This window comes from Bradyrhizobium sp. AUGA SZCCT0169 (genome assembly GCF_018130085.1).
GTDB lineage: Bacteria > Pseudomonadota > Alphaproteobacteria > Rhizobiales > Xanthobacteraceae > Bradyrhizobium.
Genome location: NZ_JAFCMC010000010.1, coordinates 147,184 through 171,825, shown reverse-complemented (window position 1 = coordinate 171,825; position 24,642 = coordinate 147,184). Strand labels below are relative to the sequence as shown.

The following is a 24,642-nucleotide window of genomic DNA, read 5'->3' as shown; positions in this document are numbered from 1 at the left end:
CGCATTGTGGCCCGCGCACCCCAGAGCCCGCAAGATGCGGATTGACCGCGCACGGCATGCCTGAGCAGCGGTGCCGGCGTAGCTCGGCGTAAAGGGTCTGAAAGTGCTGCGAAAAAGATGCGGCCCCGGTCAGACGCGGCGACTGACGGGGGCCGCTTGGGGGCGCGTGATCTGAGACGGGGGGCCTGATCAAACGCAGGCGCAACCTAACCGGGCTTTGTTACGCCCCGGTGACATCTGGATTTATCCACAGGCCAGTCAGAACACCTTGCGATAGACGACAATCCCGGTCTTCTCCGCCACCTTGTCGTAAAGCTGCATCGCGGTGTGATTTGTGTTGTAGGTGAACCAGTACACACGGGGCGATCCGGCGAGCCTGGCCTGTTCGTAGACGTCGTTGATCAGCGCGCGGCCGACGCCCTTGCCGCGCGCGGCTTCGCTGGTGAAGAGATCCTGCATGTAGAACGTCGGCTCGATCGCGGTGGTTGAGTGGTGAAGCAGGTAATGCGCCAGCCCGAGCAGTTCGCCGTCGCGTTCGGCGACCAAAGCGTGCACCGGCTCGTAGGCATCGAAGAAGCGCGCCCAGGTCATCGCGGTGATGGCGGGATCGAGCGCGGTCGGTCCCGTCCGCTCGTAGAACGCGTTGTAGCCGTCCCACAAAGGCAGCCATTTTGCGTAATCCTGTCGTGTGACAAAACGAATCGTTACGTCGCCGGGCATGTTTGATTCCGTATTCGGCAAGGGAGCTTCGGGAAGGGAGCGGCGTCGTCGACGCGCTGGCTGATGGCGCCAGCCTACAGGCGCCACCGCAACGGATCAATCGGGGAGGGGCGTTGCCGCGTCGCGGCTGCTATTCGGCGGCGCGCAGGTGCCGCGCCAGGCTGCGTTCGCCGCCGCCGCGCAGCGAGCGGTAATAATCGGCATTGCCGATGTCGTCGGTATGGCGGACGAGATCGGTGACCGGCGTATAGCTCAGCATGCGCCCGCCATCGGGCAGCGCCGTGCAGGAAAAGCGCAGCACCTGTCCGTCAGCCATCTTGATGTTGATCGGCGTGGAATCGCCGGCCCGCATCATCTCGGTGCGCTGCGCGATGAAGAGGCTCAATTCGTCTTCCGGCAGCTCGTAGGCGCCGGTGTCGCGGCCGTGATACATCAGCGCGATGAACGGCGGCTTGGCGTCGGCCTGCTCGTCGGACAGCGAAAAATAGTCGCGAAAGGCGCGGTTGATGAATTCGGCGCGGGTGTCGGAATCGAGCAGCACGATGCCGATATCGACCTGGTCGAGGGCTGCCGACAGCCGCATCGCGGTGGCATGGTGCTTCTGCTCCCAGGCGAAGGCGTCGATCCATTTTTGCCGCAGCATCCCGGTGATCACGGCGGTTCCGACCGCGGTCGCCGCCAGCAGCAGCATGCGCATCAGGTCGGAGGCGTCATAGCCCGGCACGGCGCGATGGTTGAGGAAGAACAGCGCCGAGGACACCACGGCAATCGCGGCGCTGGTCAGGCCGGAGGCGAGCCCGCTGACGGAACTGGCCAATGCCACGATGCAGACGAACAGCGGTGCGGGGTTCGGGACCGCAATGACATAACGGTCGACCAGGAAGGCGGCGAGCGCCGTCGCTGTCGTCAGAGCCGGACCGGAGATGGCGCGCCAGTCGAACTGCATGCCGGTTCTCGCTGCCTCCCAAGGCGTTGACCAAGGCGTTGATCGAGCGGCCGTTTGAGGCCGTTCCCGTTGCGTCGAGAATAAGGCACGCAGTGTGACGGATGTTTCGTTTTGCGGCGAACTATCTTTTTCTGTCGTTAAGACGGACTTGAGCGCGCACGCAGAGCTTTCGCGATTTTGAATTCAAATGCTAATCAAAACCGATGGAACGGGTTCTGCCCGGGTCGCTAGCGCACCAAATTCACAAGAGGACATCATGCCGACCGTCTCCCCGCAGATCCTGCCGATATTGATGCTGTTCGCCTCCAACGTCTTCATGACCTTTGCCTGGTACGGCCATCTCAAATTCAAGCAAAGCCCGCTGGTGCTGATCATCCTGGCGAGTTGGGGGATCGCGTTCTTCGAATACTGGCTGGCGGTGCCGGCCAACCGCTGGGGCAGCGCGGTCTATTCGGCGGCCCAGCTCAAGACCATGCAGGAAGTGATCACGCTGGTGGTGTTCGCAGGCTTCTCGACGCTGTACCTGAAGGAGCCGCTGGCCTGGAATCACGCTTTGGGTTTTCTCTTGATTGCCGGCGGGGCGTTTTTGATTTTTCACAAATGGTAGCAAAGCGTTTTCAAAGCGAAGTGGGCACCGGTTCGCGTCAAGAAAACGCGTCAAAACAAAAAAAGCAATCCTAGCCGCCGGTGATGCTTCGGTAATGATCGAGCAGGCTCTTGCCGGAATCATAGATGATGTTGGCAATGCGTCAATCGTCGTCCGGGCCGATGACGTGAACCAGGATCCGGTGCGGCTGGCCGCGATGCTCGATCTCGACGCGGATGGTGGCCGGCCCCATCTCGTCGCCGGAATGGTGCTCGACCTTGCCGACCTTGATCTCGGCGCCCGGCAGCACGCCCCAGCCGAAGAAGGCGTTGAGCAGCGGGCCGATCGTCTGGTTCTTCGGATATTGCCGCGGCGCCTGCATCAACCGGCGCATGCCGGGCGAGAACAGCGCGTAGAAGTCGTCGTTGCCGAGCGGCGTTCTGGCGGCGTGCAGGCGCGCCTGCTTGTAATAGGTGGTATCGACGAATTCCCTGACGCTGAGGCCGCCGCATTCGGCGCGGCCGGGCCGCGTGGCGGCGAGCAGTGTCAGGGCTCCTGACAGGGCGAAAACAAACTGGCGCCGGTTCATGCGTTGCGTTTCCGAAAACGGGGAGCCCTGAAGCTTGGTCGCAGCTTTCCGTTCACGCGTTCATTTCATTCACTTTGCAGAAGGCGTCACCCGCAGGATCCGTCCGTTGGAGCTGTCGGTCAGCAGCCACAGGGCGCCGTCCGGGCCTTGCCTGACGTCGCGAATCCGCTCGTGCAGATTTTGCAGCAGGCGCTCTTCGCCCGCGACGCCGTTGCCGTTCAGCGACAGCCGCACCAGCATGCTGCCGGACAGCGCGCCGACGAACAGGCTGCCGGACCATTTTGGAAACAGCTTGCCGGTATAGAACAGCATGCCGGACGGGGAGATCGACGGCACCCAGTATTTGACCGGCTGCTCCATGCCGTCCTTGGCGGTGCTTTCATGGATCTTGCCGCCGCTGTATTCGAGGCCGAAGCCGATCACCGGCCAGCCGTAATTCCTGGCCGCCCTGATGATGTTGAGCTCGTCGCCGCCGCGCGGGCCGTGCTCGACTTCCCAGACGTCGCCCGACGCCGGGTTGATCGCCAGGCCCTGTCCGTTGCGGTGGCCGTAACTCCAGATTTCCGGCTTGGCGCCGGCGCGGCCGATGAACGGGTTGCCGGCGGCGGGCGATCCATCCGGTGCGATCCGGATCACCTTGCCGAGATGATTGCCGAGCTCCTGGGCCTGCTCGCGATGTGAACCATGGTCACCCAGCGTCACGAACAAATTGCCGTCGTCGGCCTGCACGATGCGGCAGCCATAATGAATTCCTGACGACAGCGGCCCTTCCTGGCGGAAGATGATTTTGGTTTCGTCGAGGCGGCCGCCGCTGTCATTGAGTTTGGCGCGCGCGATCGCGGTGCGGCCGCCGCCGCTGGTCCGCTCCGCAAAGCAGAAATAGATCGTCTTGTTTTGCGCATAGGATTTATCGATCGCGACGTCGAGCAGGCCGCCCTGGCTGGACGCCCACACGTCGGGCACGCCCTTGAGCGGCGGCGACAGCTGGCCTTCCGCGGACACGATTCGGATTCGGCCGGGCCGTTCGGTCACCAGCATCCTGCCGTCGGGCAAGAACGCCAGCGACCACGGATTGGCCAGACCCCTTGCGAAGGTGCGGACTTCGAGTCCGCCGGCGGATGACGGAAACTCCGTCTCTTCGCCGCGGGTGCCGGTGGCGATCACCAAGGTCGCGGTCAGCAGGATCGCTGCCGTCAGCGCCACGGTTACAAGTCCGACAGGTGTCTTCATCTTCGTCCGCCCGCGATGCCAATCATCGCGCGTTGCGCTCGGAAAAGGTCCAATCAGGAAATGCCGGAGTCACGCCGGAATCGGCATGGCCATGGTCACCTTGATCGAGAGCACTGTCAGCGCGACGACAAGGCACAGCGACAGCGTACCGATCGCCAGAGAGGCGGCAATGGCGTTGGTCAGTCGGGCGGAAGCGACTGGCGCTGGGCGGGTTTCGAAGCCGGCCGTGCCGGGCGACCGTGTCATGGGTCTAAATCCTTCAGGACGCGGGCGAATCACCCGCGGCATCCGGGAATTTCACAATCGTGGCCGGCAATATTGGGGCACGCGAGTGCCAAAAATGGCGAAATCACGGCAAAGGTTAACGTTATTCCCGTTGTCCTTAACCTTTGGACGCCTCTTCAAGCGAACGTGAATCGCGACCCGTGCCTTAAGCTCCGGCGGCGATGCTGGCGGGATCATCGACCTCGGCATCCGGCCGCCAGTCCATGGTCACGAAACCGGGGGTCTGTTCGACCCGCCGCAGCCAGGCGCGGATCGCGGGGAAGGTCGCGAGGTCATAGTCGCAGCGGTCGGCGACATGGGTGTAGCCGTACAGCGCGATGTCGGCGACCGTGAGCTGGTCGGAGGCGAAATAGGCCCGGGTCTTGAGATGGTTTTCCATCACCTGAAGCGCGGCGTAGCCACGCTCCATCCAGTCCTCCAATGCGTGGGTCTGCAGGTCGCGGCCGCCCTTGACCAGCGACAGCCAGAAATAGGCCGCGCCGAGATTGGGCTCGAGCGCATGCTGTTCGAAGAACATCCACTGCAGCGCCTCGGCGCGTTCGACCCGCGACTCCGGCGCCAGCGAGGTGCCGCCGGCGACGTACCAGAGGATGGCGTTGGACTCGGCGAGGTAGCGTCCCTCGGCGACTTCCAGCAGCGGCACCTGTCCGCTCGGATTCATCGCCAGAAAATCCGGCGTCCGGCTTTCACCGCGCAGGATGTCGACTTCGATCGCGCAATACGGCGCCTTGAGCAGCGACAGCGCAAGGCGGACCTTGTAGCTGTTGCCGGAGCGCTGCATCGAATAGAGCTTGTACATCGTATGAATTTCAATCGATCAGTTGCACGTCTTTCGCGCGCGGATCGCCGCAACGCGGTTAAACAATGATGCCGTTAGGGTTGCGTCGCAAGACCCGCATTATGGAAAAAGTCGAAAACCTCTACCGCACTGCACGCGCGCAGAACGTCATGCCTCGACGCAGGGATCACGTGGTCGGGATTTGTGATCAAAACGCTTCAAGCTTTCGCGATGTCGTCGATACGTGCAGGCCCGGATTTTGAAATCTCTGCGAGATGGATCGACGTCTATTCTGAATTGACCTCGGAGCAATCCATCGCGGCACCTGATCGCGTCGGAGAGCCAGATCCCGGCGCGGCGTGCGGGCCGGGGATGATCGCCGTCAACACCATCGCGGCCGCGCCGGTTTCCGTCGCGGGTTTCCTTGGCCAGATATGAGTCATTTCGGCGCAGAATTTTCCCAAATATTGCGCCGATCGCGCCTGCGACCCCGTAAAATTTGAGCCTTTCGGGCCAAGCTTCTTGCGATGCGGCGCTGAGCGCTTTAGGGTGCGCCGATCCCAACATTGAGAATCGCGGATCATTCCCGAAACGGGCACCAAGTGTGCCCACACATGCCATTCCAGGAGATGATGATGCCTTTTCTGTCCGCTGCGCTCGACCGTGTGAAGCCGTCCGCGACGATCGCGGTCACGGATAAAGCACGCGCGCTGAAAGCGGCCGGCCGCAACGTCATCGGCCTTGGCGCCGGCGAGCCCGATTTCGACACGCCCGCCAACATCAAGCTGGCGGCGATCCACGCCATCGAGGCCGGCAAGACCAAGTACACCGCGGTCGACGGCATTCCCGAGCTGAAGGAGGCGATCATCGCCAAGTTCCAGCGCGAGAACGGCCTGACCTACAAGCCGAACCAGATCATCATCGGCACCGGCGGCAAGCAGGTGCTCTACAACGCGCTGATGGCGACCATCAATCCGGGCGACGAGGTCATCATCCCGGCGCCCTATTGGGTGAGCTATCCGGAAATGGTGGCGCTGGCCGGCGGCGTGCCGGTGTCCGTGGTGTGCACGGCGGAGCAGGGCTTCAAGCTGCAGCCCGACGCGCTGGAAAAGGCGATCACGCCGAAGACCAAATGGATCATCCTGTGCTCGCCGTCGAACCCGACCGGCGCGGCCTACTCGCGCAGCGAGTTGCAGGCGATCACCGACGTGCTGGTGAAGCACCCAAGCGTCTGGGTGATGACCGACGACATGTACGAGCATTTGGTCTATGACGACTTCGTGTTCACCACGCCGGCGCAGATCGAGCCGAAACTGTACGACCGCACGCTGACGGTGAACGGCGTGTCGAAGGCCTATTGCATGACCGGCTGGCGCATCGGCTATGCCGGCGGCCCGGCCGAACTGATCAAGGCGATGGCGACGATCCAGTCGCAGTCGACCTCGAACCCGTCGTCGATCTCGCAGTGGGCGTCAGTCGAGGCGCTCAACGGTCCGCAGGACTTCATCCCCGCGAACAACAAGGTGTTCAAGGAACGCCGTGACCTTGCGGTGTCGATGCTGAACCAGGCCAAGGGCATCGAATGCCCGCGGCCCGAGGGCGCGTTCTACGTCTATCCGTCCTGCGCCGGCACCATCGGCAAGACCGCGCCGTCGGGCAAGGTGATCGCAAATGACGAGGACTTCGTCACGGAACTGCTGGAGAGCGAAGGCGTCGCCGTGGTGCAGGGTTCCGCGTTCGGGCTTGGCCCGGCGTTCCGGATTTCCTACGCCACCAAGACTTCCGATCTCGAAGACGCCTGCAAACGCATCCAGCGCTTTTGCGGCAATCTGAGATAACGCGTTTTGAAGCGAAGCCTGTTCCGCACATGATGCGGGACAGGTTCCGGTTTGTTTCCAAAAATTTCTGTAAAGAAACGCGCAAAGAAAACGCGTCAGAAAAAAGGCGTGTCAAATCACATCACGCGTGAACCGCATGATGTTTTGAAGTCTTCTTTTTGCAAAGCGCCATGTTTTGGACACGGCGCTTCCTTCCTGTCCCCCCGCACATTCAGTTCATCAAGTGGGGACGACTCATGCTCTTCGGAAAACGTTTTACGACCTTCGGCATCGCGATCGCGGCGCTCGTTGCGCCGATCGCGAGCGCGGATGCAGCACCGGCGGTTCGCGCCGGCGTCCTGCAATGCCAGGGAGGCCAGAATGTCGGCTATGTCGTCGGCTCCGTGACCAGCCTCGAATGCGTGTTCAAGAGTGAAGGCCGTCGGCCGGAGCCTTACATTGCCACCGTGCGCCGCTACGGCCTCGATCTCGGCATCACCGCACAGACCCAATTGGCCTGGGCGGTGAACGCGCCGAACAGCCGCGTCAGCCGCGGCGATCTCGCCGGCAGTTACGGCGGCGTCGGCGCCAACGCGTCGGTCGGTATCGGCGGGGGTGGCAACTTCCTGGTCGGCGGTCCGGCCAATTCCTACGCGCTGCAGCCGCTCAGCGTGCAGGGCCAGACCGGGCTGAACGTCGCCGCCGGGATTGCCGACATCCAGCTGGAGCCGTTCCGCGGCTATGGCCCTCCGCGCCGTCACCACCGCCGGCATCATCGCCGCGGTTGAAGATAGTTCTTGTGAAAGAGGCCCGCGAGAGCGGGCCTTTTTTATTTAGGGCACGTCAATTGCTGTTATGCCATAGAATGGCTCGCGCGCCCTTGGTCCGTGCTTTTCTCGATCCTCTGCCCGCATTACATCGTTTCAGCTGGAGATTTCTTCATGCGTCGCTCCCTTCTCCTTGCCGCTGCCGTCATCGCCGTGTGGGCCAGCTCGATCGCCGGCGCCAATGCGCAGCAGGTGGCGCGGGTGCAGGTCGGCATTCTCGAATGCCGCGGCGGCGCCAGCATCGGCTTCATCGTCGGATCCGTGACCAATCTCGGCTGCGTGCTGCGTGCCGACGGCATGCCGGAAGACCGTTACGTCGCCACCATCCGTAAAGTCGGCCTCGATCTCGGCATCACCCAGGAATCCGCGCTGGCGTGGGGCGTGTTCGCGCCGTCGGCGCAACTTGGGCCGGGCGGCCTCTCCGGCAATTATGTCGGCGCGCAGGGCAGCGCCACGCTCGGCATCGGCGTCGGCGGCAACGTGCTGGTTGGCGGCTCGGCGAACTCGATCGCGCTGCAGCCGCTCAGCCTGCAGGGCCAGGTCGGCGTCAGCATCGCTGCCGGATTGGAAAGCCTGGAACTTCGGCCGGGTAGATAAATTCTGTCAATCGAAATCAAAAGTGGGCCCGCGTGAAGCGGGCCCTTCTTCCTCAGTCAGCATTTGGCGGCGACGCCGCAATTGCCGAACCTGTAATTGACGCCGAGCTCGGCCGGTATGCCGAGTTTGTCATGGGGCTGAAGCAGGACAGCGATCCGGCACTCGACCGGCGCATCGAGACCATGCTTGTCGATCTCGTCGCGCTCGCGCTGGGCACGCGCGGTGATCCGCCCGCGATCGCCGCGACGCGCGGCCTGCGCGCGGCACGATTGCACGACGTTCTTGCGACCATCAAATCGGGCTTTCACGATCCGGAATTCTCGTCGCAGAGCGTTGCGCAGCGTTTGGGCCTGTCGCGTCGTTACGTGAACGATCTGCTGGCCGAAAGCGGATCTGGTTTCGCCGAGCGCGTGCTTGAGATGCGGCTGCACGAGGCCAGGGTGATGCTGATGGATGCAGCCCACGATATATTGAAGGTGAGTGAAATTGCATGGACCTGCGGGTTCAACGAGGTGCCTTACTTCAATCGCCGCTTTCGCCGCCGTTTCGGCACAACGCCGACCGAACTGCGCGAAGCGTCGCGACGAACAAAATAAGGTGACGAGCCACCGTTCCGCGAATTTCGATCGCGCCCCCGCCGTTGAGCTTACGCTACCCAAGCCGGCACGGCATCGTTGGGTTGGAAAGCCTGGAACTCGCGCCAGGAGCGTTAACTTTTCTCGCTCGCCCGCTGCCGCGGGGGCGGTTGAGCCGGCCGCCGCCGCGCCGGTCACGATGCACCGCAGCAACTTTTTCTGACTTGCCAAATCGCACGCGCGGGCGGAGCATCTGATCCGCCGACCCAATCATGGGCCGAGCTCCAAACAAGGAGGCGGCAATGGGACAAGACGTCAGAAGTCCCCGAGGTCCACGGTGCATTGCGCTGGTGGGCCCTTTCCAGAGCGGTAAAACTACACTTCTTGAAGCCATATTGGCGCGTACAGGCGCCATCCACCGCGCCGGCAGCGTCGATGCCGGAACTTCGGTCGGCGATTCCAGCCCCGAGGCGCGGCACCACAAGATGGGCGTGGCCTTAAGTGCAGCCACTACCAGTTTCATGGGCGACAGCTATACCTTTATCGATTGTCCCGGCTCGATCGAGTTCGCGCAAGACATGCGCGCCGCGCTGCCGGCGGTCGATGCCGCGATCGTGGTCTGCGAAGCCGATGAGAAGAAGCTGCCGCAACTGCAGATCATCCTGCGCGAGCTCGAGGAAATGGGCATTCCGCGCTTTTTGTTTCTGAACAAGATCGACAAGGCCAACAAGCGCATCCGCGAAACGCTGGCGACGCTGCAGCCGGCCTCGCGCGTGCCATTGGTCTTGCGCCAGATTCCGATCTGGAACGGCGAATTGATCGAGGGTTTTGTCGATCTCGCGCTGGAGCGCGCCTTTGTCTACCGCGAACACAAGCCCTCGGAAGTGATCGCGCTGGACGGCGGCAATCTCGACCGCGAGAAGGAAGCGCGCTTCTCGATGCTGGAAAAGCTTGCCGATCACGACGACGTGCTGATGGAGCAACTGCTGGAAGACATCCAGCCGCCGCGTGACGCGGTGTTCGACGATCTCGCGCGCGAACTGCGCGAAGGCCTGATCTGCCCGGTATTGCTGGGTGCCGCGACACGCGAAAACGGCGTGCTGCGGCTGATGAAGGCGTTGCGGCATGAAGCGCCCGGCGTGGCCGAGACCGCCAAGCGCCTCAGCGCGTCTTCGCCCAAGGATGCGCTGGGCTATGTGTTCAAGACCCTGCATCAGCCGCATGGCGGCAAGCTGTCGCTGGTGCGGCTGCTCGCCGGGCACCTCGATGACGGTGCGACGCTGCAATCCTCGTCCGGCGAGGCGGGCAGGGTCTCCGGCATCCTCGCGGTCAGTGGCGGGCACGACAGCAAACGGCCGGCGGCGGAAGCCGGCGAAACCGTGGCGCTGGGCAAGCTCGACGCCATCAAGACCGGCGACACGCTCTCCAGCGGCAAGACCGCGCCGGCCTCGCTCGTGCGGGTCGAGCCGACGCCGCCGGTGCTGGCGATGTCGCTGGCGGCGAACGATCGCAAGGACGACGTCAAGCTCGGCCAGGCGCTGCTGCGGCTGAACGAGGAGGATCCGTCGCTGACGATGATCCACAACACGCAGACCCACGACATCGTGCTGTGGGGGCAGGGTGAGATGCATCTGCGCGTCGCGCTTGAGCGGCTCAAGGATCGCTTCGGCGTCAACGTCAAATCTCAGGCGCCGGCGATCGGCTATCAGGAGACGATCCGCAAATCGATCACGCAACGCGGGCGCCACAAGAAGCAGTCCGGCGGCCATGGCCAGTTCGGCGACGTCGTGCTGGAAATCAAGCCGATGCCGCGCGGCTCGGGTTTTGAATTCCACGAAAAGGTCGTCGGCGGTGCGGTGCCGCGCAACTATATCGGCGCGGTGGAAGAAGGCGTGGTCGACAGCCTCGCGCGCGGGCCGCTCGGCTTTCCCGTGATCGACCTCCACGTCACCCTGACCGACGGCTCCTATCACAGCGTCGATTCCTCCGATCTTGCCTTCCGCACTGCGGCGCGGATCGGCATGGGCGAGGCGCTGCCGCAGTGCCAGCCGGTGCTGCTGGAGCCGATCCACATGGTGGAGATCGTTTGCCCGACCGAGGCGACGGCGAAAATCAACGCCATCCTGTCGGCGCGGCGCGGCCAGATCCTCGGCTTCGACACCCGCGAGGGCTGGGCCGGCTGGGATTGCGTCCGCGCCACCATGCCGGAGGCCGAGATCGGCGACCTGATCGTGGAGCTGCGATCAGCCACCGCCGGCGCAGGCGGCTTTACGCGGCAGTTCGACCGCATGGCCGAAGTGACCGGCCGCGCCGCCGACCAGATCATCGCCGCGAACCGGGTCGCGGCGTGATGGTTTGATGCTCTGCTTCCTCGCCCCGCACTTGCGGGGAGAGGGTCGGGGTGAGGGGCTCTTCTATCCGCTGGCTCAGAATTCGCGACGGGTATGGTGCCATGCCCCTCACCCGGATTGCTTCGCAATCCGACCTCTCTCCGCATAGGAGCGGGGAGAGGTTAGGCGCACCAGTTGCTGCGCTGGCCGCAAGCGACATCGCCGCCGCCGCACCCCGGCATTGACACCGTCGCCGGCATGGCCGAATTGACTGCGATGACCCGTGCAATCAGACCCCCCGCCGCGTGCCTGATCGGATGGCCGGCCGCGCATTCGCGCTCGCCGTTGATCCATCATTACTGGCTGCGGACGCTGGGCATCGAAGGCGGCTACGTCATCGAGGCCGTGCCGCCCGACGAGTTTCAGGACTTTGTCTTTCGGCTTTCGCTGCGCGGCTTTGTCGGCGCCAACGTCACCATTCCGCACAAGGAGCGCGCGCTGGCGCTGTCGAAGCCGGATGACCGCGCCCGCGCGGTCGGCGCCGCCAACACCTTGTGGTTCGCGAACGGCGAGCTGTGTTCGACCAACACCGATGTCGAGGGATTTATCAATAATCTCGACGCCTGCGCGCCCGGATGGGAGCGTGCCGAGGAGGCGCTGGTGCTGGGCGCCGGTGGTGCGGCGCGCGCCGTGCTGTTCGGGCTGATCGAACGCGGCGTCAAGCGCGTGCATCTGGCGAATCGGACCGGGGAGCGCTCGCAGGCGCTGGCGGATCAATTCGGCGCGAGCGTGTTGCCGGTGGCGTGGGATGCATTGAGTGAGTTGCTGCCGCGCGCCGGGCTGCTGGTGAACACGACGTCGCTCGGCATGCACGGCCAGCCGGCGCTCGAACTCGATATCGCCCGGCTGCCGTCGAACGCCGTGGTTACCGATCTCGTTTACGTGCCGCTGGATACGCCATTGCTTGTCGCCGCGCGCGGGCGCGGCCTGCAGACCGCCGACGGGCTCGGGATGCTGCTGCACCAGGCGGTGCGCGGATTCGAATTGTGGTTCGGAAAGCGCCCCGAGGTGACATCAGAACTTCGTGCGATCGTCGAGGCCGATCTCAACAAAGTTTGAGTTGGAATATTGGGGGCAATGGCTATGTGGAGCTCCACCGGAGATCTCCCATGCCCCAGCATCGTTATCTGCTCATCCGCCCGCTGTTCGCCGCCGCGATGGTGGCCGCGTCCACCATCTATGCCATCGCCCAGCAGCCGCCCACGCCGACGCGGGTTCGCGGCACCATCGAAGGTGTTGAGGGCGACATACTTGCGGTCAAGTCGCGCAGCGGCGAAGATGTCAAGCTGCACATGACCGGCGATATCAGGGTGGTCGGGATTACCAAGATCTCGCTGTCCGACGTCAAGGTCGGCTCCTTCATCGGTGCCACCACGGTGCCGGGACCGGACGGCAGCCAGAATGCGGTCGAGGTGCACGTGTTTCCCGAGGCGATGCGCGGCACCGGCGAGGGCTCGCGGCCGTATGATCTGCGCCCCAACAGCACCATGACCAATGCGACGGTGGATCAGTCCGTAGCCGGCAATGACGGTCACACGCTGTTGATCAAGTACAAGGGCGGCGAGAAGAAGGTTGTGGTCTCGCCGGAGACGCCGGTGGTGACCTATGTCCCCGCCGACAAGTCCGATCTCAAGGCTGGCGCCAAGGTGATCGCGTTCATGAAGAAGCTGCCGGACGGCTCGTTCGAAACCAACCGCGTCAGCGTCGGCCGCGACGGGCTGACCCCGCCGATGTGACTTTCTTCCCTCTCCCCTTGTGGGATCGAGACGAGCGAAGTCGATGTGAGGGGTGGGCGAACTCTCAACGAGTCGTCCCGGCGAACGCCGGGACCCATAACCACCGTTGTCTGTTGTTACACCGAGCAGTAGCTCCAGCTGTGCCTTACAGGTCCGCCTGTGGTTATGGGTCCCGGATCGCGCTTCGCTTGTCCGCGACGACAGCGGGGCTAAATCGCCAGCACGTGATCGTCGATTTCGGCGATGGTGTTGACGCCGCACAGGCCCATCGTCACCAGCATTTCGTTGCGGATCAGATCGAGCGCCTTGGCGACACCCTGTTGTCCGCCGGCGCCGAGGCCGTGGACGAAGGCGCGGCCGATCATGCAGGATTTGGCCCCGAGCGCGAGCGCGCGCATCACGTCCTGGCCCGACCTGATGCCGCCGTCGAACATGATCTCCATCTTGTCGCCGACCTCATCGACGATCTCCGGCAGCACCTCGATCGACGATGGCGCGCCGTCGAGTTGGCGGCCGCCATGGTTGGAGACCACCATCGCATGCGCACCGGTCTTGACGGCCTCCTCGGCGTCCTCGACGTCGAGAATGCCCTTGAGGATCAGCTTGCCCGGCCAGATCGAACGGATCCAATCGACATCCTTCCAGCTCAGCGTGGTGTCGAACTGCGCGTTGGTCCATTGCGAGAGCTGGGTGATATCGTCGGTGCCTTTGACGTGGCCGGCGATGTTGCCGAAGGTGCGGCGCTTGCCGCGCATCACGCCGGCGACCCAGGCCGGCTTGGTCGCGAAGTCGATCAGTTTCGACAACGACCATTCCGGCGGAATCGTCATGCCGTTCTTGATGTCCTGGTGGCGCTGTCCCATCACCTGCAGGTCGACGGTCAGCACCAGCGCGCTGCATTTCGCCGCGATCGCGCGCTCGATCAGGGATTTGATGAAGCCGCGGTCCTTCATCACGTAAAGCTGGAACCAGAACGGCTTGTCGACATTGGCGGCGACGTCCTCGATCGAACAGATCGACATCGTGCTCAGCGTGAACGGAATGCCGGCGGCCTGTGCGGCGCGGCAGGCGGCGATTTCGCCGTCGCCGTGCTGCATGCCGAGCAATCCGACCGGGGCGAGGCTTAGCGGCAGCGCGGCCGGCTCGCCCAGGATCGTCGTCGACGTATCGCGCCTCGACACATCGACCAGGATACGCTGGCGGAACTTGATCGCTTCGAGATCGGCGCGGTTGGCGCGCAGCGTGTCCTCGGAATAGGAGCCGCGATCCGCATAGTCGAAAAACGCCTTCGGCACCCGGCGCTTGTGCAGCTGGCGCAGATCTTCGATGCAGGTAATGTGCTTCATGAACGTTCCGGCCCCTTCTTGAATTTCTTTTCTGTGTCGTCATCTAGCATGGTTGATACGTCAGCCAAATCAGGCCTGCGGAACCCTGCGGTGAGGACATTCCATGACCGGATCCGATCGTCATCCCAAGCCTGTTCGCACGCCCCGCGAGAGCGCCGAGAAGCGCCGGCTGGACGAGGCCCTGGAGGAGGGGCTGGAGGAGACCTTTCCGGGTTCGGACGCCGTGAATGTGACCCAACCGCCGCAGTCGAAGGGCGACCATCGCATCAAGCGACGCGATTAAGGGGTACCCAGGCAGCGTATGGATTGAAAAATATCATGTTTTTCAATGGGTTGCGCGCCGATCGCGACTTCCGGCGCCGGTAATGATTCATCATATTTTTTGAAGCCATTTTAGCGCTTTGGAGACTATAAGGCCGGTGCACGCTATGGTGCGCGTTCGCTGCTTCTTGCCGGATGGCTTTAAGAGAGGCGCGGAATGGCTGGGGGTTATATGAGCCGCAAATATTTCGGTACCGACGGAATTCGGGGCCGTGCCAATGGTCTGATCACGCCGGAGCTCGCGCTCAAGGTGGGGCAGGCGGCCGGTTTGGTGTTTCAGCGCGGCGATCACCGCCATCGCGTCGTCATCGGCAAGGACACGCGGCTGTCCGGCTACATGATCGAGTACGCCATGGTCGCGGGCTTTACTTCTGTCGGCATGGACGTGCTGCTGCTCGGCCCGATGCCGACGCCGGCGGTCGCGATGCTGACCAAGTCGATGCGCGCCGATCTCGGCGTGATGATATCTGCCTCGCATAATCTGTTCGAGGACAACGGCATCAAGCTGTTCGGCCCGCAGGGTTTCAAATTGTCCGACGACGTCGAGAAGCAGATCGAGCAATTGCTCGACGAGCCGATCGACCGGCGTCTGGCGCAGAGCGCCAGCCTCGGGCGCGCTCGCCGCATCGACGGCGTCCATGACCGCTACATCGAATTCGCCAAGCGCACGCTGCCGCGCGAACTCTCGCTCGACGGCCTGCGCGTCGTGATCGATTGCGCCAACGGCGCGGCCTACAAGGTGGTGCCGGAAGCGCTGTGGGAACTCGGCGCTGACGTCGTTGCCATGGGCGTCGAGCCTGACGGCTTCAACATCAACAAGGAATGCGGCTCGACCTCGCCGGAGGCATTGAGTCGGAAAGTGCGGGAAATGCGCGCCGACATCGGCATCGCGCTCGACGGCGACGCCGATCGCGTGATCCTGGTCGACGAGCGCGGCCATGTGGTCGACGGCGACCAGCTGCTCGCGGTGATCGCGCAAAGCTGGAAGGAAGACGGCCGTCTCGCTAAGCCGGGCATCGTCGCCACCGTGATGTCCAATCTCGGGCTGGAGCGTTTCCTCGAAGGCATTGGGCTGGAGATGGTGCGCACGCCGGTTGGCGACCGCTATGTGCTCGAGCAGATGCTCAAGCAGGGCTACAATCTCGGCGGCGAGCCGTCGGGCCACATCATCCTGTCCGACTATGCGACCACCGGCGATGGTTTCGTCGCGGCGCTGCAGGTGCTGGCCGTGGTGCAAAAGCTGCGCCGCCCGGTGTCGGAAGTCTGCCACAAGTTCGATCCGCTGCCGCAGATCCTGAAGAACGTACGCTATCGCAGCGGCAAGCCGCTTGACGATGCCGAGGTCAAATCCGCGATCGTCGACGGCGAAAAACGCCTCAACGGCTGCGGCCGCCTGCTGGTCCGCTCGTCGGGCACCGAGCCCGTGATCCGCGTGATGGGCGAGGGCGACGATCGCATCCTGGTCGAGGAAGTGGTCGATCACATCGTCACCGCCCTCGGCCACGCCGCCGCGGCTTGAAATCTATCGCACGAGGCGACTCTTCCTTCTCCCCTTATGGGAGAAGGTGGCACGCGAAGCGTGCCGGATGAGGGGTCTGTCTCCTCAAGCGCAAACTGCTCCTGTGGAAACAGACCCCTCATCCGGCGCTTCGCGCCACCTTCTCCCACAAGGGGAGAAGGGAAGAAGTGCCTGCCAGCGCACCCCAACGCATCGCAGCCATTAGCTATTGATGCTGGTCGCAGCACCGCGCGCGGCGTAGGAACGGGCCTTATTCACCAGCTGATATTTCGGGAATCGCGCCCTTGAACAAGCCCGTCACCGTCTCCGAGGAAGCGCTCACCGCGCCCGTGGTGGTGCCCGACGTGTCGCCGGCGCTCGCCGCCAAGGCGGTCGCCGCAGGGCCAGCCTATGTCGTGCTGGCCGGGATCAGCTTCTCGCACTTTCTCAACGACACCATGCAGTCCCTGATCGCGTCGGTCTATCCGATCCTGAAGGACAATTACGCGCTGGACTATGCGCAGATCGGTCTGATCACGCTGGCGTTCCAGTTCACCGCGTCGCTGCTGCAGCCGCTGGTCGGGCACTACACCGACAAGAAGGCGCAGCCGTTCTCGCTCGCGGTCGGCATGGGGTTCACGTTCTTCGGCCTGCTGCTGCTCAGCGTCGCGCATCAATACGCGGTCATCCTCATAGCAGCGTCGCTGGTCGGGCTGGGATCGGCGGTGTTCCATCCGGAATCGGCGCGGATCGCGCGGCTTGCCTCGGGCGGGCGCTATGGCTTTGCGCAATCGGTGTTTCAACTCGGCGGCAGTTTCGGCACCTCGATGGGGCCGGTGCTGGCGGCGTTGATCGTGGTGCCGTTCGGCCAGCCCAGCATCGCCTGGTTTTCCTCGATCGCGTTTCTGGCGATCGTGATCCTGTGGCGGATTGGTGTCTGGTACCGGCCGCAGATCACGACGAAGAAGCCCGCCGTAGTCGAGCGGCATCCGGATGCGCCGGACGCGCGCCGCGTCAAGATCGCACTCGTGGTTCTGGTGGCGCTGCTGTTTTCAAAACAGCTCTACGTGTCGAGCCTGTCGAGCTATTACATCTTCTATCTGATCGACAAGTTTGGCGTCTCGACCCAGGCAGCCCAGCTCTATCTCTTCATCTTTCTCGCCGCCAATGCCGCAGGCGCGTTCTTCGGCGGGCCGCTCGGCGACCGCTATGGCCGCAAATACGTCCTCTGGTTCTCGATCCTCGGCGCGCTGCCGTTCACATTGGCGCTGCCCTATGCCGGCCTGTTTGGCAGTGCGGTGCTGACTGTCATCATCGGGTTGATCCTGTCCTCGGCGACGTCGTCGATCATCGTGTTCGCGCAGGAGTTGATGCCGCATCGCTTCGGAATGATTTCCGGCGTGTTCTTCGGCGTCGCCTTCGGCATCGGCGGGCTCGGGGCTGCAGTGCTCGGCAAGCTTGCCGATCACACCGGCATCGCCTTTGTCTACCATCTCTGCGCCTTCCTGCCGGCGCTCGGGTTGCTCGCCGTGTTCCTGCCGAAGATGCCGAAGCTCGCGCGTTAACGAAGTGTTTGCAAACGACACGGGCAAGCAAGCGGGTAGGTCAGCATCCGTGTCGTTTTCAGCAACGCATCGTTAGGATGTATGGCGGTTTCGCCATTTTCTGTGCCGAAAATGCATCAGGTTGCATGCTGCATAAACGCCCGCGCAAAAATTGTTCGGAGATTATCAACCTTAAAAATTAGGGTTAAGCGCCGCTTAAGCATTTGCTGGCATCGTCCGCCCGTGAGTTTTTGATGTGAGGCCTCCGCAGTCGCCTCACCGGACAAAAGGACGAAGCCAATGCGTAGCGTTAAGTCTCTTCTTGCCGCCGGAGCGGCATCCCTGTTGTCGTCGGTGGCCTTCGCCGCGGACATGGCCATCGCGCCCCCGCCCCAGTATGCGCCGCCCCCGGTGGTCGAAGACTTCGGTGGCTGGTATCTGCGCGGCGATATCGGGTTCAGCAATCAGCGGGTCGAGCGTCTCAACAACGTCCTGGATTCGGATGCCATCGCATCGCGCCAGAACAACAGCTTCGGCACCGCCGGCATCTTCGGGCTCGGCGTCGGTTACAAGGTCAACAACTGGTTCCGCGCCGACGTCACTGGTGAGTATCGCGGCAATTCGCAGTTCTTCGGAACCGATCACCTCACCTACCTGGGCCCTGCGTACGGTGTCGACACGTATAACGCGACCAAGTCGGAATGGGTCGTTCTCGCCAACGCCTATGTCGATCTCGGTACCTGGTGGTGCGTGACACCGTTCATCGGTGCCGGTGTCGGCGGTGCGCGGGTCTCCATCGCCAACTTCACCGACACCAATACGCCCAACGCAGGCGTAGCCTTCGGTGACAATGTTGCGAAGTGGAATTTTGCCTGGGCGGCGCACGCCGGTCTCGCCTACAAGGTCACGCCGAACTTCACGGTCGAACTGGCCTATCGCTATCTTGACATGGGCGACGGTCTGACCGGCGATCTCCGCCGCTTCGACGGCGTCAACGCCATCAACAACCCGACCACCTTCAAGAACATCACCTCGCATGACCTCAAGCTCGGCGTGCGCTGGAACCTGGAAAGCCCGCAGGTCTATGCGCCGGCGCCGCTGATGCGCAAAGGTTAACTGCGACTTCCATCCGTTAAGAATTGAAAACGGCGCGGGATCTTCCCGCGCCGTTTTGCTTTTGCCGCGGTCGCTCCGTGCGCGTGCCGCAAGCATGCGATGCAGTTGGCTTTTTCCGACAAGATCATGCTCCATCGCAGCCCGCGATAACGATTGGTTAGGGTTAACGAGCGATGATCAACGCAAGTTAGAGTGTGCGATGGAGCGTTGCGATGCGTCGTTTTTTGCTGGTGGCGGTGATGTGTGGCGCGGCGGCTGGCGCGCAGGCGGCCGATATGCCGGACTTGCCGATTCTACGCGGCAGTTTCACGGACGGGTTGAGCAGAACCACCGTCACCTGGTCGGGCGTCTATGTTGGCGGCCACGTTTCGCACGGTGCGGCGGACATGAACTTCACCAATTCCGGCCAGGACCTGCTCGCCAAGCTCCTCAACAATCTCGATCTGGAATCGCAGTTCAACATCTCGCAATGGCCTCTGCTCGGGAAGTCCCATATGCAGGGCAGCGGCTACGGCGGGTTCGTCGGTTATAATTTTCAGTGGAGCGACGCCGTCATCGGTGTCGAGCTGAACTATACCCACGGCAACTTCTTCGGTGCCAACAGCGGTTCCCAGGGTCGCTCGTTCCAGTACCCCACCGATTACATATCGACAGCGCGCGTGTCCTCGAGCGCCTCGATGAAGATCACCGATTACGGCTCGTTGCGGGTACGTGGCGGATACGCCATCGACGGCTTTCTGCCATATGGATTCGTCGGCGTTGCGATGGGGCAGGCGAATATTAATCGCAGGGCCGATGCCAACATTGATTATCTCTATGTCGGCACGCAGGGACTCCCCAATCTATCGGCGGCCGGGTTCCTGACGGACAACGCCAACTCCAAGTTCATCACGGGGTTCGCCGGCGGTCTCGGCATCGACGTGATGCTGTATGCGGGTCTCTTCCTGCGCGCCGAGTGGGAATATCTCCGCTTCACCTCCAGTGTCGATACCACCGTCAACACGGTGCGCGCGGGCCTCGGCTACAAGTTCTGACGGGCTGCAAGCTCTGATCTGGCCTCAGACTTGGCCTCGTCCGTCGTCGATCCTGATACCGTTGACAGATTTGCCGCGGGCTGTTGCACTGTCGCCATAACGAGGGCGTCTGCGCATGAAAATCTACGGCGATACCAACTCCGGCAATTGCCTGAAGGTGAAGTGGGTGTGCGACAAGCTCGCGCTGCCCTATAGCTGGGTTGCGATCGATACGCTCAAGAGCGAAACGCGCACGACGGAATTCCTCAAGCTCAATTATGCCGGGCAGGTGCCGACGGTCGAATTCGATGACGGCCGTACGCTGGCGCAGTCCAACGCCATCATCCGCTATCTCGCCCGCGGCAGCGACCTCATTCCGGCGGATGCGTTCGCCGCCGCGAAGATGGACGAATGGCTGTTCTGGGAACAATACAGCCACGAGCCCTACATCGCGGTCTGCCGTTTCCAGATGTTCTATCTCGGCAAATCTGCCTCCGATCTCGACCCCGACAAGGTCAAGCGCGGCTATGCGGCGCTGGCGCGGATGGAGCATCAGCTCGCCATCACGCCGTTCCTGGTCGGTGACGCCGCCTCGCTCGCCGACGTCTCCCTGCTGGCCTATACAAGGCTGGCGCATGAAGGCGGCTTCCATCTCGACGGCTATGCCGCCGTGCGCCGCTGGATCGGCGAGACCGAAAAATCGCTCGGCCTGCCGCCGGCGCGCTGAATTCACCGGAAAACCCCATGGTCACCGTTTCGCAAGTCACCATCCGTCGCGCGCGCCGTGACGATGTCGGTCACATCGTCGCCATGCTGGCGGACGATCCGCTCGGTGGCCCGCGCGAGCGGCTCAACGATCCGCTGCCGCAGGCCTATTTCGACGCGTTCGAACGCGTCGCGGGCGACCGGAATATCCATCTGGTGGTCGTCGAGGACGGCGAGGGCACTGTCGTCGGCTGCCTGCAGCTGTGCATCCTCCCTGGATTGAGTTCGCAGGGCGCCTCGCGCGGTTTGCTCGAGGATGTCCGCGTCGCCAGCCATTGCCGCAGCCGGGGCATTGGCGAGCAACTGGTGCAATGGGCGGTTGCAGAAGCGCGCGCCAACGGCTGCAAGCTGGTCGAGCTGCTGACGCATCATACGCGCGTCGATGCGCAACGGTTTTATGAACGGCTTGGGTTCGCGCGCAGTCATGTCGGCATGACCTTGAGATTCTGAGCTTTATTCTTGTGCAAAGTTGAGTCGCGGCGCAGGCAATTGCCTTGAGTAGTCGTGACTCTGCAATCCCATTAACAGGCGATAAACTACCTCTGCCTCCGTGATTTTACGGAGAGGAACGTCTCCGCTATGTCAGCGTCTCCCATGGGGCCGTGGGCAACTCTGGGGATTTTCGATGAAGGATTTTTCGATCGTGCGGATCGGCAACGAATATGTCGTGCAGGCCGGCGAGAAAAGCGTTTTGAAAACTTCGAGCCGGCGAATGGCCGCCAGGCTGATCAACGATGCGGCCGGACTGCTGGAGCAGCAGCCGGTCTCGTCCACAGCTGCCGATGCTTCAATCACCTGTGATGTCAGGGACATATCGGAAGCGCCCGAAGTTCCTTGACGATCGGGCGCGATTCCCCTAATCACCGCCGCGGGACACCTCCCCCCAACGGGAGGCTTGCTATCTGGAAGGATAGAATATGACCGTAGCGAAGCCCGCTTCGCGGCCCAACGTGCCGCATTTCTCCTCCGGCCCCTGCGCCAAGCGCCCCGGCTGGAACCCCGCAAATCTCAAGGACGCCGCGCTCGGCCGTTCGCATCGCGCGAAGGTCGGCAAGGCCAAGCTCAAGCTCGCGATCGAATTGACGCGCGAAGTGCTTGAAGTGCCGGCCGGTTACAAGATCGGCATCGTGCCCGCGTCCGATACCGGCGCGGTCGAAATGGCGCTGTGGTCGCTGCTCGGTGCGCGCCCGGTCACCACCATCGCCTGGGAATCCTTCGGCGAAGGCTGGGTCAGCGATATCGTCAAGGAACTGAAGCTCAAGGACGTCACCAAGCTGCACGCCGGCTATGGTGATATCCCCGATCTTTCCAAGGCCGATCCCGCCTCCGACATCGTCTTCACCTGGAACGGTACCACGTCCGGCGTGCGCGTGCCCAATGCCGACTGGATCAAGGCCGACCGCGAAGGCCTCACCATCTGCGACGCAACGTCCGCCGCTTTCGCGCAGCCGCTCGATTTCGCAAAGCTCGATGTGGTGACGTTCTCCTGGCAGAAGGCGCTGGGCGGCGAGGCCGCGCACGGCATGCTGATCCTCTCGCCGCGCGCGGTGGAGCGGCTGGAGACCTACAAGCCGGCGTGGCCGCTGCCAAAAATCTTCCGCCTGACCAAGGGCGGCAAGCTCAACGAAGGCATCTTCGAAGGCGAGACCATCAACACGCCGTCGATGCTGTGCGTCGAGGATTATCTCGATGCGCTGAACTGGGCGAAATCGATCGGCGGCCTCAAGGCGCTGATCGCGCGCGCCGACGCCAACACCAAGGCGCTGGCCGACTGGAAAGCCAGGACGCCGTGGATCGACTTCCTGGCCAAGGATCCGGCGATCCGCTCCAACACTTCGGTGTGCCTGAAGTTCGTCGATCCCGCGATCACCTCGCTGACGGCGGACGCGCAGGCCGACTTCTCCAAGAAGCTGGTCGCGCTGGTGGAGAAGGAAGGCGCCGGCTACGACTTCGCCTATTACCGCGATGCGCCGGCGGGCCTGCGGATCTGGTGCGGCGCCACCGTGGAAGCCTCCGACGTCGCGCTGCTGACGCAGTGGATCGACTGGGCGTTCGCCGAGACCAAGGCCGCGTTGCCGAAGGCGGCTTGAGTTTTCTTTTTAACCTCTCCCCCGTTCTTACGGGGAGAGGTCGGATCGCTCGGCAGCGCAATTGCGCGCCTGAGCGATCCGGGTGAGGGGCTCTCTCCGCTGGCACCTTGCCCGTAGCTGCCCCTCTCCCCCGTAAGAACGGGGAGAGGGAGAAGAAATCGCTCCGAGACATTCACCCATTCCGGCCCCGCAGGCCGACCCTCCCTATAGGGAAGGCAAGGATCACACCAATGTCCAAACCCAAAGTTCTCATCTCCGACGCTCTCTCTCCGGCAGCCGTGCAGATCTTCAAGGACCGCGGCATCGATGTCGACTTCCAGCCCAATCTCGGCAAGGACAAGGACAAGCTCGCCGAGATCATCGGTAATTATGACGGGCTTGCGATCCGCTCCGCGACCAAGGCGACTGCCAAGATCATCGAGAAGGCCAAGAAGCTGAAAGTGATCGGCCGCGCCGGCATCGGCGTCGACAATGTCGAGATTCCCGCCGCGACCGCCAAGGGCATCATCGTGATGAACACGCCGTTCGGCAATTCGATCACGACCGCCGAACACGCGATTACCCTGATGCTGGCGCTGGCACGCGAGATTCCGCAGGCGGACGCCTCGACGCAGGCCGGCAAGTGGGAGAAGAACCGCTTCATGGGCGTCGAGATCACGGCCAAGACGCTCGGCGTGGTCGGCTGCGGCAATATCGGTGCCATCGTCGCCGACCGCGCGCTCGGCCTGCGCATGAAGGTGATCGCCTTCGATCCGTTCCTGTCGCCGGAGCGCGCCAAGGACATCGGCGTCGAGAAGGTCGAGCTCGACGATCTCTTGAAGCGCGCCGATTTCATCACGCTGCATACGCCGCTGACCGAGAAGACAAAAAACATCATCGACGCGGGAGCCATCGCCAGGATGAAGAAGGGCGTGCGCATCATCAACTGCGCCCGCGGCGGCCTGGTCGACGAGCAGGCGCTGGTCGATGCCTTGAATTCCAAGCATGTCGCGGGCGCCGCCTTCGACGTTTTCATCGAGGAGCCCGCTACCTCGAACGTGCTGTTCGGCCATCCCAACGTGATCTGCACGCCGCATCTCGGTGCCTCCACCACCGAAGCGCAGGAGAACGTCGCACTGCAGGTCGCCGAACAGATGTCGGATTATCTTTTGACCGGCGCGATCTCCAACGCGGTCAATTTCCCTTCGATCACCGCCGAAGAGGCGCCGAAGCTGAAGCCGTTCATTGAACTGGCCGAGAAGCTCGGCTCGTTCGCGGGCCAGCTCACCGAGAGCGGCATCCTCAAGGTGCAGATCACCTATGAGGGCCATGTCGCCGAAATGAAGATCAAGGCGATCACCTCGGCGGTGCTATCCGGTCTGCTGCGGCCGATGCTGGGCGACGTCAACGTGGTCTCGGCGCCGGTTGTCGCCAAGGAACGCGGCATGGTGGTCGACGAAATCGTGCGCGCGGCGCAGAGCGATTACGAAAGCCTGATCACCGTCACCGTCATCACCGAACGCCAGGAGCGCTCGGTGTCGGGCACCGTCTATCACGACGGCAAGCCGCGGCTGGTCGATATCAAGGGCATCCGCGTCGATGCCGAGTTCGGCAAGTCGATGATCTATGTCACCAATGAGGACAAGCCCGGCTTCATCGGCAGCTTTGCCGGTTTGCTCGGCGACGCCAAGATCAACATCGCGACCTTCCATCTCGGCCGCGTCAAGCAGGGCGGCGACGCCATCGCGCTGGTGGAAATCGACGGTGAAATTCCGGCCGACGTGCTCGCCAAGGTGCAGGCGTTGCCGCAGGTCAAGCAGGCCAAGGCGTTGGTTTTTTAAGAGACGCTGGTCTTTCGAGAGGCGTTGGTATTCCCGGAGGTGCTCGTTTCGCT

25 protein-coding genes are annotated in these 24,642 nt (G+C 62.9%); 18 read left to right on the top strand and 7 right to left on the bottom strand.

Going from position 1 to position 24,642, the window contains the following annotated elements:
• Window positions 1-258: 258 nt before the first annotated feature.
• A complete protein-coding gene (locus JQ609_RS14745) occupies window positions 259-720 on the bottom strand; it encodes a GNAT family N-acetyltransferase (RefSeq protein ID WP_212273921.1) in 462 nt (153 codons plus the stop codon).
• Between the two features lie 130 nt (window positions 721-850).
• Window positions 851-1,666 carry a PAS-domain containing protein gene (locus JQ609_RS14740; protein WP_212207216.1) on the bottom strand — a complete coding sequence of 272 codons (816 nt, stop codon included), beginning with the start codon at window positions 1,664-1,666 and terminating at the stop codon, window positions 851-853.
• A gap of 256 nt (window positions 1,667-1,922) precedes the next feature.
• Here JQ609_RS14740 and JQ609_RS14735 point away from each other — a divergent pair, with 256 nt between their 5' ends.
• Entirely contained in the window at window positions 1,923-2,273 is a 351-nt protein-coding gene (locus JQ609_RS14735; RefSeq protein WP_212207217.1) for a DMT family protein, read from the top strand.
• A 142-nt stretch (window positions 2,274-2,415) separates the two neighbouring features.
• On the opposite strand, the gene JQ609_RS14730 is transcribed toward JQ609_RS14735, so the two are convergent.
• The 4 genes from JQ609_RS14730 to JQ609_RS14715 form a co-directional block, all read right to left on the bottom strand.
• Window positions 2,416-2,841 (bottom strand): hypothetical protein, encoded by a 426-nt coding sequence (locus tag JQ609_RS14730; RefSeq protein ID WP_212273920.1) that lies wholly within the window; start codon window positions 2,839-2,841, stop codon window positions 2,416-2,418.
• Between the two features lie 69 nt (window positions 2,842-2,910).
• The gene (locus JQ609_RS14725; RefSeq protein WP_212273919.1) at window positions 2,911-4,071 is read right to left on the bottom strand and encodes a PQQ-dependent sugar dehydrogenase; all 1,161 of its coding nucleotides are present in this window, start codon (window positions 4,069-4,071) and stop codon (window positions 2,911-2,913) included.
• Window positions 4,072-4,140: 69 nt separating this feature from the next.
• Window positions 4,141-4,317, bottom strand: a complete 177-nt coding sequence (locus JQ609_RS14720) for a hypothetical protein (protein ID WP_212207220.1) — start codon at window positions 4,315-4,317, stop codon at window positions 4,141-4,143.
• A gap of 184 nt (window positions 4,318-4,501) precedes the next feature.
• Window positions 4,502-5,155: a glutathione S-transferase family protein gene (locus tag JQ609_RS14715; RefSeq protein ID WP_212273918.1), complete on the bottom strand. Its 654-nt coding sequence runs from the start codon at window positions 5,153-5,155 to the stop codon at window positions 4,502-4,504.
• Window positions 5,156-5,769: 614 nt separating this feature from the next.
• Here JQ609_RS14715 and JQ609_RS14710 point away from each other — a divergent pair.
• The 7 genes from JQ609_RS14710 (at window position 5,770) to JQ609_RS14680 (ending at window position 13,076) form a co-directional block, all read left to right on the top strand.
• Entirely contained in the window at window positions 5,770-6,972 is a 1,203-nt protein-coding gene (locus tag JQ609_RS14710; protein WP_212207223.1) for a pyridoxal phosphate-dependent aminotransferase, read from the top strand.
• A 236-nt stretch (window positions 6,973-7,208) separates the two neighbouring features.
• Window positions 7,209-7,739, top strand: a complete 531-nt coding sequence (locus tag JQ609_RS14705) for a DUF992 domain-containing protein (RefSeq protein WP_212273917.1) — start codon at window positions 7,209-7,211, stop codon at window positions 7,737-7,739.
• A 153-nt stretch (window positions 7,740-7,892) separates the two neighbouring features.
• The gene (locus JQ609_RS14700; protein WP_212207225.1) at window positions 7,893-8,375 is read left to right on the top strand and encodes a DUF992 domain-containing protein; all 483 of its coding nucleotides are present in this window, start codon (window positions 7,893-7,895) and stop codon (window positions 8,373-8,375) included.
• Window positions 8,376-8,506: 131 nt separating this feature from the next.
• The gene (locus JQ609_RS14695; protein WP_212273916.1) at window positions 8,507-8,971 is read left to right on the top strand and encodes a helix-turn-helix domain-containing protein; all 465 of its coding nucleotides are present in this window, start codon (window positions 8,507-8,509) and stop codon (window positions 8,969-8,971) included.
• Window positions 8,972-9,252: 281 nt separating this feature from the next.
• A complete protein-coding gene (locus tag JQ609_RS14690; protein WP_212273915.1) occupies window positions 9,253-11,301 on the top strand; it encodes an elongation factor G in 2,049 nt (682 codons plus the stop codon).
• A 255-nt stretch (window positions 11,302-11,556) separates the two neighbouring features.
• A complete protein-coding gene (locus JQ609_RS14685) occupies window positions 11,557-12,399 on the top strand; it encodes a shikimate dehydrogenase (RefSeq protein ID WP_212273914.1) in 843 nt (280 codons plus the stop codon).
• Window positions 12,400-12,497: 98 nt separating this feature from the next.
• Window positions 12,498-13,076 (top strand): hypothetical protein, encoded by a 579-nt coding sequence (locus JQ609_RS14680; RefSeq protein WP_212207415.1) that lies wholly within the window; start codon window positions 12,498-12,500, stop codon window positions 13,074-13,076.
• 209 nt (window positions 13,077-13,285) lie between these two features.
• On the opposite strand, the gene JQ609_RS14675 is transcribed toward JQ609_RS14680, so the two are convergent.
• On the bottom strand, window positions 13,286-14,422 hold the full coding sequence (locus JQ609_RS14675; protein WP_212207229.1) for an alpha-hydroxy acid oxidase: 1,137 nt from the start codon (window positions 14,420-14,422) through the stop codon (window positions 13,286-13,288).
• A 103-nt stretch (window positions 14,423-14,525) separates the two neighbouring features.
• On the opposite strand from JQ609_RS14675, the gene JQ609_RS14670 reads away from it, so the two are divergent.
• The 10 genes from JQ609_RS14670 to serA all read left to right on the top strand — a co-directional run bounded on the left by JQ609_RS14670 (window position 14,526) and on the right by serA (window position 24,589).
• On the top strand, window positions 14,526-14,705 hold the full coding sequence (locus tag JQ609_RS14670) for a hypothetical protein (RefSeq protein WP_212207230.1): 180 nt from the start codon (window positions 14,526-14,528) through the stop codon (window positions 14,703-14,705).
• Window positions 14,706-14,915: 210 nt separating this feature from the next.
• Complete coding sequence (gene glmM / locus JQ609_RS14665; protein WP_212269256.1) at window positions 14,916-16,262, top strand: phosphoglucosamine mutase; 1,347 nt, start codon at window positions 14,916-14,918, stop codon at window positions 16,260-16,262.
• Window positions 16,263-16,546: 284 nt separating this feature from the next.
• Window positions 16,547-17,806, top strand: a complete 1,260-nt coding sequence (locus JQ609_RS14660; protein WP_212273913.1) for an MFS transporter — start codon at window positions 16,547-16,549, stop codon at window positions 17,804-17,806.
• Between the two features lie 279 nt (window positions 17,807-18,085).
• On the top strand, window positions 18,086-18,901 hold the full coding sequence (locus JQ609_RS14655) for an outer membrane protein (RefSeq protein WP_212207232.1): 816 nt from the start codon (window positions 18,086-18,088) through the stop codon (window positions 18,899-18,901).
• Between the two features lie 212 nt (window positions 18,902-19,113).
• Window positions 19,114-19,935: an outer membrane protein gene (locus JQ609_RS14650; protein WP_212207233.1), complete on the top strand. Its 822-nt coding sequence runs from the start codon at window positions 19,114-19,116 to the stop codon at window positions 19,933-19,935.
• A 115-nt stretch (window positions 19,936-20,050) separates the two neighbouring features.
• A complete protein-coding gene (locus tag JQ609_RS14645) occupies window positions 20,051-20,641 on the top strand; it encodes a glutathione S-transferase family protein (protein WP_212273912.1) in 591 nt (196 codons plus the stop codon).
• A gap of 17 nt (window positions 20,642-20,658) precedes the next feature.
• Window positions 20,659-21,129: a GNAT family N-acetyltransferase gene (locus tag JQ609_RS14640; RefSeq protein ID WP_212273911.1), complete on the top strand. Its 471-nt coding sequence runs from the start codon at window positions 20,659-20,661 to the stop codon at window positions 21,127-21,129.
• Between the two features lie 175 nt (window positions 21,130-21,304).
• Window positions 21,305-21,517 (top strand): hypothetical protein, encoded by a 213-nt coding sequence (locus JQ609_RS14635; protein WP_212273910.1) that lies wholly within the window; start codon window positions 21,305-21,307, stop codon window positions 21,515-21,517.
• A 79-nt stretch (window positions 21,518-21,596) separates the two neighbouring features.
• The gene (locus tag JQ609_RS14630) at window positions 21,597-22,769 is read left to right on the top strand and encodes a phosphoserine transaminase (RefSeq protein ID WP_212273909.1); all 1,173 of its coding nucleotides are present in this window, start codon (window positions 21,597-21,599) and stop codon (window positions 22,767-22,769) included.
• 230 nt (window positions 22,770-22,999) lie between these two features.
• Window positions 23,000-24,589, top strand: a complete 1,590-nt coding sequence (serA, locus tag JQ609_RS14625; protein WP_212273908.1) for a phosphoglycerate dehydrogenase — start codon at window positions 23,000-23,002, stop codon at window positions 24,587-24,589.
• Window positions 24,590-24,642 lie beyond the last annotated feature (53 nt).